The sequence below is a fragment of the Zobellia sp. 1_MG-2023 genome, assembly GCF_030549125.1.
Taxonomy (GTDB): domain Bacteria; phylum Bacteroidota; class Bacteroidia; order Flavobacteriales; family Flavobacteriaceae; genus Zobellia; species Zobellia russellii.
The window spans coordinates 91,530-105,854 of the sequence record NZ_JAUOSY010000010.1 but is presented as its reverse complement, the minus strand read 5'-3'; the positions used below and the strand labels follow the sequence as shown (position 1 = coordinate 105,854).

Genomic DNA, 14,325 nt, shown 5'->3' with positions numbered 1-14,325 from the left:
AAATTTAATCTATGTTTTTGTAAAATGATATTTTTTAATCTATTGAGTGTCGACTTGCCTTTTTCTGAATTGCTAAAGAGATATGATATAGGCCATGGAGTTCTGGGAGAAAAGTTCATTCTTTTAACAGAATTTTTATAGGGTTCCATGAATTACAAATAAAGCACTAAAACAAATGTTTCTATTTACACGGGTTAACTGCCATTAGCATTATTTTATCTATTTGGTCTGGTCTAGTCTGTTTTTATGTGTTTTTTTGAATTGTCTAATTAATCTTCCCATACCACAGGCATGAATACGGTCATTTCGGCCTGCCCGCGATTACTCCACGCAAAATAGGGTACAAGTTGGGTTTTGTAAGGTGTCCATTCGGGCTTTTGAACGGTTCTATAGATACCTTCGCCTTTATCTTTTCGGATTAAGACTTCTCCTTCAAGAGTGGTAATTCCACCTAAAAAATCGGGTTGATAAGTAGGTTCCAGCTTTTTATTTCCGTTAAAGTAAATATCCAGAATGTCTGTATTCTCAGGTAAATCTGGCGATTCAATGCAGTATACTATTGGACCACGTTTTATGGCTATTTGGTTGCGTACTTCTTCAATTCTTGGATGACCTTCTACAAATTCAACTTCCATTGGCATATCAAGAACAAGTACGTCCCCGTTTTTCCAATTGCGTTCAATTTGGGCGAAGCTTCCGGGAGTTAATGAGTTTGTTAGTTTTTCTCCGTTGAGTGTGAGTGTTGTGTTTTTGGCCCATTTTGGAATTCGTAGACCAATGGTAAAAGCATCTGCTTTACATTCTTCGACATTCAATTTTACCGTTCCTTGCCAAGGATATGCCGTTTCTTGCGAAATTTTAATGGGAGAACCATCCTGTAGCTGCGATACTAAATTATTGGCACCATAAAGATTTACGGTTACCCCGTTTTCAGAAAGACTATAGGCCCATTCCGAAACCGTGGCAATGGTACGTACCAGGTTTGGCGGGCAGCAGAAACAGCTTAGATAGGGTTCTCGGTTAGGGGTTTCCGTTACGTTTTCATGCGCATGGTAATCTCTAGTGTTGTTTAGCATCCGTAAGGGATTTGCATAAAAATATTCCTTTCCTGTTACGCTAATTCCGGATAGGGCACTATTGTAAAGGACCAGCTCAACAATATCTGCATATTTTGCTTCGCCTTTTAAATTTAGCATGCGGTAACTGAACATGGCGTTACATAAATTGGCACAGGTTTCATTATAGGCGGTCATATTGGGCATCATGTATGCATCTATGAAACCCTCTTCTATCATATCACGATTTACCGAAGCGCCATAATGAGCTTGACCCACGGCACCCGTTACATACATTTTTTTGGTCGTAACGTTTTCCCAAAGGCGATCTAAGGCATCAATAAGGGCTTTTTCTCCTGTCTCGGCATAAACATCTGCAGCTCCTGCATAGTAATATAGGGCAAGCACAGCGTGGCCCACGGCTTCATTAGATTCCCGTAAAGGTGTACGTTCCTGTACCATATCGCCAATAGGATAGCCCTCAGTAGTTGGGTGATGTTTTACTTCATATTTCCCACGGTTATCAATAAATTTTTCGGCAAGAGCCAAATACTTTTTATCACCTACTGTACGATACAGTTCTACCAAGCCCATTATCTGCGTCTGGTTGAAGCCAAAACGACCATAATGTTTGGTGTCCGGCATAAAAATGGTGTACAGTAAATCTGCATGTTTTATAGCGATATCCAAAAAATTACGTTGACCGGTAACCCTGTAGTGAATGCAGGCGCTAATGAGCAAATGACCGGTATTGTACATTTCATGGTACTTGCGGTTTTCGTAGCGGTCTACGCCTTCTCTCAATTGAATTTGGGTCTGTAGGTACCCATCTGTTTCTTGTGCCTTGGAAATGATTTCTATGTATTCATCCAACTCCTTTAAAAGTTCATTATTTTGGGTTTGGGCGTATACATAGGTCTTGGCCTCCATGAATTTGTAGAAATCCCCGTCATGCCAAAACATGCCTTGGTGGTCCCCTTGTTTTTCGCCAGCGGCTATTTTAAAATTGTTGAGCGCATGGCCTACATCTCCACATAATACATCGCCCATATAAGGTACCATGGCATTGGCACAAAGCTTAAATTTATCGGCCCAAAAACCATCTGTCCATTGGCAATCTCCAATATTCAGACTTTTTAGTTGGGTATACGGGCTATTTATATTTGAGGGTGTGGCTTGTTTCATTTCTGTTTATTTTTTTCGTCTGGTGGCCAGTGCCAATTGTACTTCTTCTATAGTCATGTTTTTGGTCTCCTTTAAATAGATATAAAGAATGACCAAGCCAATGCTTACCACAATGGCATAGAATAATAGGGTAGAGCTTATGCCCATGGTAGCTAATTGCCATGGGAAAAATTTCTGCACCAAATAACTTACAAAACTGGTGATTAAGGTGAAAAATGGGATGGCTATACCTCTCAAAGAAATAGGGAAAATTTCAGAAAATAACACCCACATCACCGGACCTACGGAAAAATGGAAGGCTCCTATAAAACTTAGAATACCCAATAAAATAAGAAGGGCATTTATATCTGCCGCTTTTTGCAACAATAGGCCCGAGTAGTCTCTGGCATCTGTTTCTCCCAATGTTTCTATGAGTGCCGCTTTAAAGCTTATATCACTATCATAAGGTATGTCTATTAAAGGGTTTAACCTATCTGCATTAGGTATAGAAGACATATCTGAAATAGCACTTTCCGTAATGGTGTAGTTGGCGGTTTTGAATCCGTAGAAACAAACCCCAAGACTTAACACGATCCAAAGCATGCCCCAAATAATCATTGGTCTACGGCCTATTCTATCTACCAAGAGTAGCCCTAAAACTGTAAATACGATACTGGTAAGTCCAATATAGATGGCTTGGGCAAAAGCTGCATCCGTTCCTATTCCCAATTGTTCAAATACGGTAGGGGCATAAAAAAGAATGGCATTTATTCCGGTGGCTTGCTGGGCAATGGCAATGGTCATTGCAATAATCATGGTAACCCGCATTGGTTTGCCAAAAATTTCTTTAATCTGAGTGCCTACGGAGCGGTCTTGGTTACTACTCTCAAGACTGGAGTGCATTTGTGTTATTTTGGCTTGAATTTCATTTTCCGGGGTTACTTTTTGTAGTGTTCTTATGGCTTCCGGGTCACGTCCTTTGTACAATAACCAAGCTGGACTTTTAGGAACAAAAAACAAAAGTATGAACCATAACAGGGCAAAAATAACCTCTGTGCCCAGCATCCAACGCCATGTATTTGTATCCAATCCCCATTCTTGTACCCATGGAGCTTCCGAGTTTGCCCAACCCAAGATGAGGTAATTGATAAAGTAAGCAGCGGAAAGACCTACAACAATATTTATTTGCGTCATAGATACCAATTTTCCACGCCATTTTGGAGGGGCTATTTCACCAATGTACATAGATGCCAAAGAAATAGAACTAAAAGCCAAACCGCCCATAAAACGGGCTACTAATAGTGATGCGTATGTGGGTGCCAATGCAGAAGCTACTGCCGAACCAAGGTAGAGGGCAGCGGCAATCATTAAAGTGGTTCTCCGGCCATATTTGTTACAGGCATAACCCACAAAAACGAGTGCCAAGAGCACTCCCATTGCGGGGGCTCCCACTACCGATCCCAATTCTAAATCGGTAAGCGAGAATTCCTGTGTAATAAATTTTATAGTTCCGGATATTAAAGCGGCGTCCAACCCAAAGACAAAACCGCCCATAGCTACTATAGTTGCGTACGTAAAAGCATTCTTTTTATAAGAACCCATAAGAAAAGTTTAAGTTAAGATGTTATGAGCCATTATAGATGCTAATTCCAGATTACAGGAAGGAAAACCGTCATCTCTCCTTGACCTCTATTGCTCCAAGCATAGTAAGGTATAAAATTGGTTTTAAAAGATTGAAATTTAGGAGAGCTTACTTCTTGGTACATTTCACCAGGTTTGTCTTTTCTAATTAAAATTTCACCTTCCAAAGTGGTAACACCTCCCAAGAAATCCGGTCTGGAAGTAGGATTCAGTTTTTTATCGGACGAAAGATAAACATTGGTGATATCTGTTTTTTCGGGTAAATCTGCTGATTCTATACAGTACACAACCGGGCCTCTTTTTAGAGCTACTTGGTTTCGAACTTCTTCAATGCGAGGGTGACCTTCTATGAACTTGGTCTCCATGGGCATATCAATGGTAATTTCGTCACCAGCAGTCCATTTTCTTTCAATTTTGGCGAATGTACCCGGAGCGGCATCGGCTACTTTTGTTCCATTTACCTTAATTTGGGTTCCTTTTGCCCAGCTAGGTATACGAAGGAGGACATCAAAAGCATCGGCTTTACATTCATCAACTGTAATCTTTACGGCACCGTCCCAAGGGTAATCTGTCTTTTGCGTAAGTTTTATTGTTGAACCGTCCAATAGGGTCGTGTTCAATTCGTTTCCTCCGTATAAGTTAACCGCAATTCCGTTTTGGGATTTGCTATAGGCCCATCCCGGAGATTTTGCAATGGTACGTACTAAGTTTGGAGGACAACAAAAACATTTAAGATAAGGTTGTCTTTCGGGAAACTCAACGTTCATTTTTTCATAGTCTAGCGCACCTTCAATTTTCCGCAGAGGATTGGAGTAGTAATAATTCTTTCCGTCCAAACTAATGCCTGATAGTCCGCTATTATGCAACACAAGTTCCATAATATCGCCGTGCTTAGCATCACCGGTAAGGGTAAGCATACGGTAATTGAACATAGAGTTACAAATGTTGGCACAAGTTTCGTTATAGGCAGTCATGTTAGGCATCATATACTCATCAATAAAACCTTCTTCAATTTTATCTAGACGGGAAGAACGCCCATAATGCGTTTGGCCAATGGCTCCCGTGATGTACATTTTTTTGTTGGTAACATTGTCCCACAACCGCTCCAATGCATCTATTAATGCTTTTTCCCCTGTTTCGGCATATACATCGGCAGCACCGGCATAGAAATAAAGCGCGAGTACGGCATGACCTACGGCCTCGGTTTCCTTACGGAGGGGAACACGTTCTTGTACCATATCGCCAATGGGATACCCTTTTGTGGTCTCATCATCTTCAATTTTATAAGTACCTCGCATATTTATGAATTGCTCGGCCAGCTCTAAGTAGCGTTTGTCTTTGGTAGTACGGTACAATTCTACCAAGCCCATTATCTGTGTCTGGTTAAAGCCAAAGCGTTTTAAGTGGTCCGGTTTTGGAGAAAATAATTTATACAGATAATCGGCATGCTTTACCGCAATATCCAGAAAGTTGGTCTTACCCGTTAAGCGGTAATGAATACAGGCACTAGTAAGCAAATGCCCGCTATTGTATAGTTCGTGATATCTTCTGTTGGTGAAGGGGTCTATGTCATCCCTAATAATTGCTGGGGTAGAGAGGTAACCATCTGCTTGTTGTGCTTGCGCAATGACATCTATAATTTCATCTAATTCTTCAACAATTTTTTCGTCTTTATTTACACCGTAGATGTACATTTTGGCTTCCATCCATTTGTAAAAATCGCCATCGTGCCACCAGAAACCCTTATGTTCGCCTTCTTTGAGTCCCGCTGCTATTTTAAAGTTATTATAACCGTGACCAATATCGCCTTTAAGGATTTCACCCATGTGAGGAATCATGGTTTCTTCGGCCACTTTCCATTTATCGGCCCAAAAACCTTCGGTCCACCTACAGTCGCCTATATCAATACTTTTTAATTGAACGTGCGGACTGTTGGTATTATTTATAATACCTTTTCCTGTATCAAGGTTGGCAGCATAGTCTCTAGTTGCTATGGTTTCTGTGTCAAGGTTTTTGTCCGGCCCGTTTTGCTTGCAAGAAAGCAGGGACAAAAAGACGCAAATGGAGAGGGTTATTTTTTTCATATTCAGATGGTTTAAATGGAACGCTGCTCGTTATTTTTATAGTGATCCGTAACTATATGGACAAAACTGTAGCGCAGCGTAGCATACAAATAAAAGCTAATAGGCTAGAAGTAGATTTGTAGATTTTATCCGCTTGCAGCACTATTTTAACCTTATTTGTTAATAAACTGATTAAAATATGGTACTTGAGTATAATATAATATTGTGTATGAAGCAGCAGCGAAGTTCTTTAAAGGCTAGTCAACCCGCTCAACATCCACGAATAATGGGCCTTTAGCAAGTCTGGCGGTTTTGATAAAGGCATGAAAGTTTCCTGTTCCCTCAGGAAGTGTAACATTTGAGAAAGAGACCTTTGCTTGGTTCTTGCTCACAGGAAGCTCTATATGAACGTCTTTGTATTTTAAGTGTGCAATTCCATCTTTATCAAGTTTTGGAAGGTCTAAGCTTACGTTGTATGTGCCGGCTTCTGTTTTTACGCGCCAGTGGCCAAGGTCATTTTTTGAGATTACCCTAGGGCCGCCCCAATCAAACTGGGATAAGTTGGTTGAGCGCTGCATTGAGCTGCCAAGATAAATACGTTGAATGCCTTTGGAGTCTCTTTCTTCAGTAACCTCGTCAAACCAATTTTCATAACGGGCTAGAAGTTTTTCTACAATATCTGGGTGGTTATTGGCTAGATTGATACGCTCACTTGGGTCATTTTCTACATCGTATAATTCTAGGTTTGCCAGAACTTCTTTTAATTCTTCGTCTTTAGGTTGATACAGGATGTGGTGTGGGTCATCATGTGGACTTACCAGTTTATATTTTTGGGTACGAACGGCAAAATGCATGTACTTGAACACGGTTGGCCCGTAATGCATTTGGGTGATGAATTCCCTGTCCCCAAAGTTGGTTTTCTCACCTTTCCATAGCGGAAGTAATGATGTGCCGTCTAATTTAATACCTTGTGGAGCGTCAATATTACAAACGTCCAGGATTGTGGGCAATACATCTATTACCGCACCCATTGTGCTGTTCTGTTGTGCCTTTTTGATGTTTTTTGGCCACCTAACAAAGAAAGGTACACGTGTGCCACATTCGTATACACTTGTTTTGGTTCCTCGTAAATTTGAAACCCATCTTCCTGGGTAAACGTCGTTTTTGGTGCGTCTGTTCCTTGGCCCGTTATCCGAGAGGAAAATAACTATTGTATTATCTTCAATGCCCAACTGTTTTAATTGTTTTAGGACCCTGCCTACGTTGGCGTCAATATTATCTATCATGCCGTAAGTTTTGGCATTGTCTTCATGAAGCCCCAATTTTCTATAAGGTTCCGCTTTTTCATCCGGTACTTCTAGCGGAAAATGAGGGAGATTGGTAGCTAGATACGTAAAAAATGGCTTATCACTTTTCGCGCTCATAAAATCCAGAGCGGCATCGGTAAAAATATCATCGCAATACCCTTTATACTTTTTAGGCTGATTGTTATGCTCAAGAATGGGGTCAAAATAGGTGTTGCCGGCAGGCCCTGCAGCTTGACCTATTCCGCCGCCTTTATGAACCAAAGCTTCTTGAAATCCTTGGTCAGTAGGACGCATGGGAGCATTGTCTCCCAAATGCCATTTTCCGAAAATACCCGTGCGATAACCATTTTCAACTAAAATCTCGGCTAGTGTTTCCTCGGAGGTATTCATAAAGTGATCCACTTGCGTAACTCCTGTAACCCCAGTCCGGTAAGGATAGCGGCCCGTTAAAATTGCAGCTCTAGTGGCGGAACAATTTGGATAGGAGAAGAAATGGGTCATTTCAAGACCTTGTTCACCTATTTTCTCAATGTTTGGTGTTTTTAAATAAGGGTTACCATGAGCGCCAAGATCGCCATAACCTTGGTCATCGGTAAGCATAATGAGAACGTTTGGACGATTTTGAGCCCGTAAAAAAGTGTTGCTAAAAAGTAGTGTAACCAACAAAAACGGGAATAAAACGGTGTTCAATTTGGTCTGTTTTAATGTTATTGTACCATTTTTCATATCTGTTACCATTTTATTTCCGTTCTTAAAAACACTTTTTAGTCCATATGCAGGCTCACCTGAAAATGACCGGTCTTAACACTGCCATCTTTCATCTTTATTCTATAGCCGTATCCAGGAACGGAAGTACCATCTTCTATCTTTTGGGCTACGGGGCCTAAGTTGGCAACTACTTCGGTACCACTGGAAAAGCGACTTCTCTGTACTTTATAATCGGCACTTAGGTATTCGTGGCTTTTTAATTCTGAATAGAACGTTTCCTTATGAACAGGGCTTACCAAATCTCTGGCCATTTCTATCATTGGGCGCATGCCTTCAAATTCGTAAGGTGCAAAGAATATGGTGGTGCCTCGGCCAAATAGCATACTTCTTAAGGCTTTGATTCTAAAATCGCCATTAGCGGTAACCTCATTGTCCGGGTCTTGAATTTTTCCAAAATTGGCTATAGCTTCATGATATACCAAATTGAAAAGCGGAGCAGGGTGGGAGATGACCGAAAGTGGGCGGTTTTCAAGATAGGTCATTCCTTCAAACATATCAAAGTAAGGAATCCACTGTTCTTGACCATGCTCGGTTCCGTTTACTAGATTAAAGCTGTCAATGTATTTGGCCAGCTCAATACGGCCTTCCTTACCGTTTTCGCGATAAGCGGCAAAAGTAATATCCGTAATATCGGCCTCTAGGCCTAAATATGAGATTTCGTTTTCAATATTTTCTTGCGCCAGTCCTTTTTGAAATTTTGGGTCTACACGTGCCCAACGACTTCCGGTATTCATCAATTTTCCTTCGGCATCACGTTGCATAAGGTCCGTTGTAAAGTTAGGGTCGTTCTCCAGCATTGGTGAGTAGGCGTGGTATGATGAGTACAAGTATCCATAAGATTTGGCTAAATCTACTGCGGCCTTTAATTTTTTGGGTCCGCCCAGAGCTTCGCTTATTGGGTGGTTGTGCGGAACAAAGTTAGAAAAGGTTCCCCAAGCATGCACAAAAGCTTCATTTACTTTTAAATCATCATGAATAGTCTGGATCGTATTTTTTAACTCATCAAAAGTAAAGGCCATACCTGGCATGTTTACATAATGTGGGTAACCTCCGTAAATTCCAAAATATATTGCTCCCGGTAGCTTATCTACATTGGGATTTCTTTTTAATTTATCTTTTAAGGAAACAAAGTGCCCACGGGCCTTGGCCTCCTTCTGATATTCTTTGGCCATATCTACGTAATCGCCACCGGGAATAAAATGGTAGCTCATGCGCATCTTACCTTTTTCCTCGTTCAATTTCCAGATAGGGTCAAGAAAAACAATACGTTGGTATGTAGACATTTCTCCTTTAAAAAGGTATTGTCCGTTATTATTGATATTGTATTGCATGAGGGGTCTGGCAGATTCATCTACAATACCCATTACGGCAGATTTTTCATTATACGTACCCCACCAAGGCATGGTAAGTCCGGTGCCGTTGTTGAACAACTCTAAAAAACCTTGTGATTTATTGTTGTAAGTGGCATCGTCCCATTTGCAAAACCGCCCTCCGTTCATGGGAAAAATATATGAGGGACAGATAACTCCCTGCTTTTGTGGGATTACAGCTGCGCCCTTATCCTCGTCTGTTTTTAAGCTAAAAGCCCGTGCAGGGTAACGCAAGTCCAATAGTTTAAAATTACCGGAATTATGCTCTAGAACCTCTACATCTAGTTGGGCTGTTTTTGCATCCAACCTTATTTCTGTGGCGATAGATACCCCGGTTGCCGTGGAGCCATCTTCAAGAATAGGGTCTATGAATTTAAGCGATACGGTATTATCGGAAGCTTTTGAAACTTCAATTTTCTTGCTCTTGGAAATGTTGATCGTATGTTTTTTTCCTTTAGAGTCAGTTAAGGTTAACAGACCCGCAGCATTTTCCCACGGGTCCGATTTCCAAATGTGGCCCGAAGTCTTTTCGGTAACCGAAAAACAGCCGGTCTTTGAGTCTACCGTAACGTTCAACTTTTCATTTTCCAAAACAATGGGGTCTGAACCCTGTGTATTCATTGCAAAAGCGCTAAATACAGGTAAACAGGTAATTGCTAAAAGTAGAATAGTTTGTTGTATTCTTTTTTTATTGTTTTTCATTTTTAGAAGAATTGATTTAGTCGAATATGTGCATGGGTAGCTTGTTACCACTTGCTTAAAAATTATTGTTTTACAAATTCTTTGATTTCATTTTTCATCTTAGCGAAATGCTCTTCAAGACCTTCGTAATTTCCTTCGCGAAGCATTTTTTTGTCAAAAAGAGAACTTGCCATACCGGCGCCAACGGCTCCTGCTTGAAAAAACGATTTAATGTTATCTAAGGAAACGCCTCCAGTGGGCAACAATTTTATCTCGTTTAATGGGGCCAAAACATCTTTAATGTATTGAATGCCCAGTTGCGTTGCCGGAAAAACTTTTACCGCAGATGCACCTAATGACCATGCTTTGTAAATTTCACTTGGGGTATATGCACCTGGGAAAATTGGAATTTTATTGGCTACACAATGCTTTATTACCTCTTCATCAATGATAGGAGTTACAATAAATTGAGAACCTGCCTCCAAAGCTTTGGTCAAATCTTGCATGGTACATACCGTACCGGCACCTACATTAAGTTCTGGATATTCTTTTGCCAAAGTTGCAATGGTCCGGGCAACTTCAGGAGAGTTCATGGTAATTTCAATAGTGTAGAAACCACTTTTTATATAAGAGGGAATAAGTTTAAGTACTTCTTCTGTGTTAAGACCTCTAAGGATACCTACTATAGGGTTTTGATTGTATTTATCCCATGAAAATATTTTATTCTGCATACGTCTGTAATATTTGTTGTTGTCCTGTTAATAATGCTTGTTCCAATGTTTGCTCTTCAAAGCAAACAATCCGTTCTGCTGGTAAAAACGATTCCAATGCCAGCTTATACAATATATTGTAGATACCGCTTGCTGCTAGAAAAATCGTTCCTTTTTTATTCTTTAAACCGGCTAGTTCGCCGCCGATCATTAGGCCGGATAAAAAATAAAAATTTTGCTCATCAGAAACTTGGTTGATCAGGGTATTTGCCCTAATCGAGAACAAAGATTGCATTTGCTGATCTGCCAATCCTTTTTCCACTCCTTTTAAGAACATATCTTTAAAAGATTCATTCCAAGGGGCTGAACTTAAAGAAGCAGATAAAATAGTGTGCTTGCTAATGGTGTCAAAAAGTTCACCTGTCATAAACGTGGTAAAATCTTTAAAAACATTTGCTTCAAAAGCTATATGCTTGCAATGCGTGCCCGGCAATAACAGAACACCTTTGTCATACTTAGAGAGCTCTGCAGACAGTCCAATTGCCTGAACTTCTTCGCCCCGCATAACATCTGCGTTGGTTTTAGCTCCAGAAACTAATAATAGGTCCGGCATATCATCAAAAGGAATGTATTTGCTAATCAAGTCCTTACCATTAAAAGCTAAGGGCATATTGGCGTATTCCAATTCATGCATGCCAATAGAGGACGAGAGCATTCCGGAAGCTACTATGACATAATCATTACTGATTGTACCATCTAAATTTTTAATCTGTTCTTTTAGGTATGCTTCAAAGAACTGATTTTGAGATAAATGGGACTGTTCCTTGAATTCACTAAAACATTTTTTTATGCCCATATCCGTCGTGTGTTCCGACAGGATTTTGAGCGTTGTGGTTTCAATTAAACGCAGCCGAAAATTGGTTGTTCCCCAATCGCAGCTAATAAACTTTTCGGGTAATTTCATTAGTGTTGTAAAGCTTTGGTTACTCTTTTTTTGGCAAGATAATCATCTAGCGCAAAAGTAGAGCAATCCACTCCAATACCACTGTTTTTGACACCACCATGCGGTAGGTATATGTCATATTTTACCCCGTTAAGCTGTACTTCTCCAAATTCTAGGGCGTTGGCAAAGAATTGAAGGGTTTCATTGTCCTTGGAAAACACATAAGAAGCTAGACCTGCATCTGTATTATTGGCCAGTACAATAACTTCTTCTTTTGTTTTAAATGGAACAATTAGAGCTACAGGACCAAAAACTTCATGTTGAAGGATTTCTACATCATTAGAATCAAAGGTGATTGCCGTTGGTTCAAAATAATAACCGGGACCCTCAAGCGCATTGCCGCCATATACCAATTTACCACCTTGGGCAATGGCTGTTTCTACAATTCCCTTTACATTTATAACGGATTGTTTATTGGCCAAAGGACCCATGTCCGGTTTGTTTTCTCGCCCAAAACCAAGTTTAGTAGTTTTAAACTTTGCAACCATACCAGCGGTAAACTCCTCTATAAGAGATTCATGAACAAAAAAGCGGTTGGGAGCTACACAGATTTGGCCGGAGTTGCCAACTTTAAGAGCGGTTCCAATATTAACGGCCAATTCTAGATCAGCATCTTTACACACAATAAAAGGAGCGTTTCCGCCACATTCCATGCTGTATCTTTTTATAGAAGTTTTTGCACTTTGTGCGATAAGCTTCTGAGCAGTTTCCGTAGAACCGATCATGGTAATCAATCTAGGTATTTTACTTTCGCAAAGCGGAATACCAACATCCTGCAAATCACCACAAATAACGTTTATAACACCTTTTGGAAAATTAATTTCCGCGCATAGCTCTCCAATAATATAAGCTGATAAAGGAGAAAATTCCGAGGGCTTTAGAATTATACTTGAACCAGCAGCTAGTGCAGGACCTAGTTTAAAACCTAAATTCAAAAGTGGGAAGTTATAGGCAAGAAAGGCAACTGCAACTCCCAAAGGTTGTGATACAAAATGATGTTCGTGCGTACCTTCTTTATCTTCAATAGGAAGGTCATTACGCTTCAGTATTTCTTGGGAATAGTACTGTAACGAATTGGTAATACTGGTAAGGTCTTCTTCCGAACCTTCCCAAGTTTTTCCCATTTCATGCATAATGCTTTCGCGTAGCAAGTCGCTATTTTCAATTATTTTGTTCCTAAGCTTATCGATCCAATTTAAGCGTTCTTGTATGGGGAGTTTTGACCAACTCTCAAAACCTGATTGTGCAGATTCCAATGCTCTTTTGGTGTCTTCCAGACTGGCCCATGCAATAGTAGCAGTAGGCTTTTCATCCGCAGGACAGATTACCTTAAAAGTCTTATGGTTTGAGGCTTCAACAAGTTCACCATCAATATATAATTTCTTATGACCGAATTTTAACTGCTCCATCTTTATGTATTTCTTTATCTAAATAGTATTCTAATTTGTCCATGTCAACATCTACGCCCAAACCTGGTGCTCTGGGTACTTCTAAATGTCCGTTTTCTAGTTTTACGTTATGAAGGGTAACCTCGTCGCGGAGTGCATTTTCCGTTCTATCCAATTCCATAGTAGGAAGGTCATTGTACATTCTACCTGGATTCTTGTCTAGGTTGGCTACTAAATGAATAGCGGCGCTTATAGCGATCCATGTTCCCCAAGTATGCGGAACCACATCTTTATTATAGGCTTGTGCTAACGTTGTTATTCGCTTGGCTTCGGTTAACCCACCTGTAGCGCAAATATCCGGTTGGGCTATATCTACACAGTCATTTTCAAAAAGTCGTTTAAAACCAAATTTCAAATATTCACATTCACCCCCTGAAATAGGTATAGTTGTGTTTTCTCTTAATCTGCGGTAACCGTCATAATCTTCCGGAGATACCGGTTCTTCAAACCAAGAGATGTCATACTTTTCGGCCTTTCTAGCCAATTCAATGGCTTCTTTATAGGAATATGCGTGGTTGGAATCTATCATTAGCCGCATACTTGGCCCTATGGCCTTGCGTATGGCCGCAATGTATTTTAGGTCTTGTTGAATACCCAGTCCAACCTTCATCTTGGTAGCTTTAAACCCTTGGGCTTTGTAAAATAGAGCCTCTTCTACTAAAAGTTCTTCAAGGTTTTCGCAACGTGTAAAGTAAAGTCCGGTGGCATAAGGCTCAATAATAGGGTTTTTAATACCTCCCAATAAAACCGATACAGGTTGGTTGAGCAACTTTCCCTTTATATCCCATAATGCAACGTCAATAGCACTAATGGCAGCTTGGAAAGCACCACTTCTTGCATAATCCATAGAGCGCCTATACATTTCTTGCCATAGGACTTCATGTTCCAATGCGCCTTTTCCTAGTAGAAAGGGTGTAAAAAAGTCTATTCCGGATTTAATGACCTCCGCAGGCCCGTATCCTTCTCCCCATCCGTAAGTACCATCATCCAAAGTTATTTTTACGATACATATTTTTCTAGTATCATACTGCCATTGCGAAAAATAGAAGGGGGTATCTAGTTTGTATGTAATTACAAAAGGCTCAATCTTTTGGATTTTCATAATAAAATTGCTT

At 40.3% G+C, this 14,325-nt stretch carries 9 protein-coding genes; all 9 read right to left on the bottom strand.

Annotated features, from left to right (window positions below; all coding sequences use genetic code 11):
* Positions 1–269 precede the first annotated feature (269 nt).
* Positions 270–2,240 (bottom strand): glycoside hydrolase family 127 protein, encoded by a 1,971-nt coding sequence (locus Q4597_RS17290; protein WP_303407371.1) that lies wholly within the window; start codon positions 2,238–2,240, stop codon positions 270–272.
* 6 nt (positions 2,241–2,246) lie between these two features.
* A complete protein-coding gene (locus Q4597_RS17285) occupies positions 2,247–3,821 on the bottom strand; it encodes an MFS transporter (protein ID WP_303407370.1) in 1,575 nt (524 codons plus the stop codon).
* Positions 3,822–3,862: 41 nt separating this feature from the next.
* Positions 3,863–5,944, bottom strand: a complete 2,082-nt coding sequence (locus Q4597_RS17280; protein WP_303407369.1) for a glycoside hydrolase family 127 protein — start codon at positions 5,942–5,944, stop codon at positions 3,863–3,865.
* A gap of 236 nt (positions 5,945–6,180) precedes the next feature.
* Positions 6,181–7,956 (bottom strand): arylsulfatase, encoded by a 1,776-nt coding sequence (locus Q4597_RS17275; RefSeq protein ID WP_303407368.1) that lies wholly within the window; start codon positions 7,954–7,956, stop codon positions 6,181–6,183.
* A gap of 38 nt (positions 7,957–7,994) precedes the next feature.
* Positions 7,995–10,070 (bottom strand): DUF5696 domain-containing protein, encoded by a 2,076-nt coding sequence (locus Q4597_RS17270; RefSeq protein ID WP_303407367.1) that lies wholly within the window; start codon positions 10,068–10,070, stop codon positions 7,995–7,997.
* 62 nt (positions 10,071–10,132) lie between these two features.
* Positions 10,133–10,780 carry a bifunctional 4-hydroxy-2-oxoglutarate aldolase/2-dehydro-3-deoxy-phosphogluconate aldolase gene (locus Q4597_RS17265; protein ID WP_303407366.1) on the bottom strand — a complete coding sequence of 216 codons (648 nt, stop codon included), beginning with the start codon at positions 10,778–10,780 and terminating at the stop codon, positions 10,133–10,135.
* Entirely contained in the window at positions 10,770–11,723 is a 954-nt protein-coding gene (locus Q4597_RS17260; protein WP_303407365.1) for a 2-dehydro-3-deoxygalactonokinase, read from the bottom strand. Before Q4597_RS17260 ends, Q4597_RS17265 begins: the two co-directional genes overlap by 11 nt.
* Positions 11,723–13,171: an aldehyde dehydrogenase family protein gene (locus Q4597_RS17255; RefSeq protein WP_303407364.1), complete on the bottom strand. Its 1,449-nt coding sequence runs from the start codon at positions 13,169–13,171 to the stop codon at positions 11,723–11,725. Before Q4597_RS17255 ends, Q4597_RS17260 begins: the two co-directional genes overlap by 1 nt.
* On the bottom strand, positions 13,146–14,312 hold the full coding sequence (locus Q4597_RS17250) for a mandelate racemase/muconate lactonizing enzyme family protein (protein ID WP_215441666.1): 1,167 nt from the start codon (positions 14,310–14,312) through the stop codon (positions 13,146–13,148). The genes Q4597_RS17255 and Q4597_RS17250 overlap by 26 nt, the downstream gene beginning before the upstream one ends.
* Positions 14,313–14,325: the final 13 nt, after the last annotated feature.

Excerpts from the sequence above, each read along its gene's own strand:
- Q4597_RS17280 (WP_303407369.1), bottom strand. The coding sequence starts at position 5,944 with ATGAAAAAAATAACCCTCTCCATTTGCGTCTTTTTGTCCCTGCTTTCT.
- Q4597_RS17275 (WP_303407368.1), bottom strand. The coding sequence starts at position 7,956 with ATGAAAAATGGTACAATAACATTAAAACAGACCAAATTGAACACCGTT.
- Q4597_RS17270 (WP_303407367.1), bottom strand. The coding sequence starts at position 10,070 with ATGAAAAACAATAAAAAAAGAATACAACAAACTATTCTACTTTTAGCA.
- Q4597_RS17260 (WP_303407365.1), bottom strand. The coding sequence starts at position 11,723 with ATGAAATTACCCGAAAAGTTTATTAGCTGCGATTGGGGAACAACCAAT.
- Q4597_RS17290 (WP_303407371.1), bottom strand. The coding sequence starts at position 2,240 with ATGAAACAAGCCACACCCTCAAATATAAATAGCCCGTATACCCAACTA.
- Q4597_RS17255 (WP_303407364.1), bottom strand. The coding sequence starts at position 13,171 with ATGGAGCAGTTAAAATTCGGTCATAAGAAATTATATATTGATGGTGAA.
- Q4597_RS17250 (WP_215441666.1), bottom strand. The coding sequence starts at position 14,312 with ATGAAAATCCAAAAGATTGAGCCTTTTGTAATTACATACAAACTAGAT.
- Q4597_RS17285 (WP_303407370.1), bottom strand. The coding sequence starts at position 3,821 with ATGGGTTCTTATAAAAAGAATGCTTTTACGTACGCAACTATAGTAGCT.
- Q4597_RS17265 (WP_303407366.1), bottom strand. The coding sequence starts at position 10,780 with ATGCAGAATAAAATATTTTCATGGGATAAATACAATCAAAACCCTATA.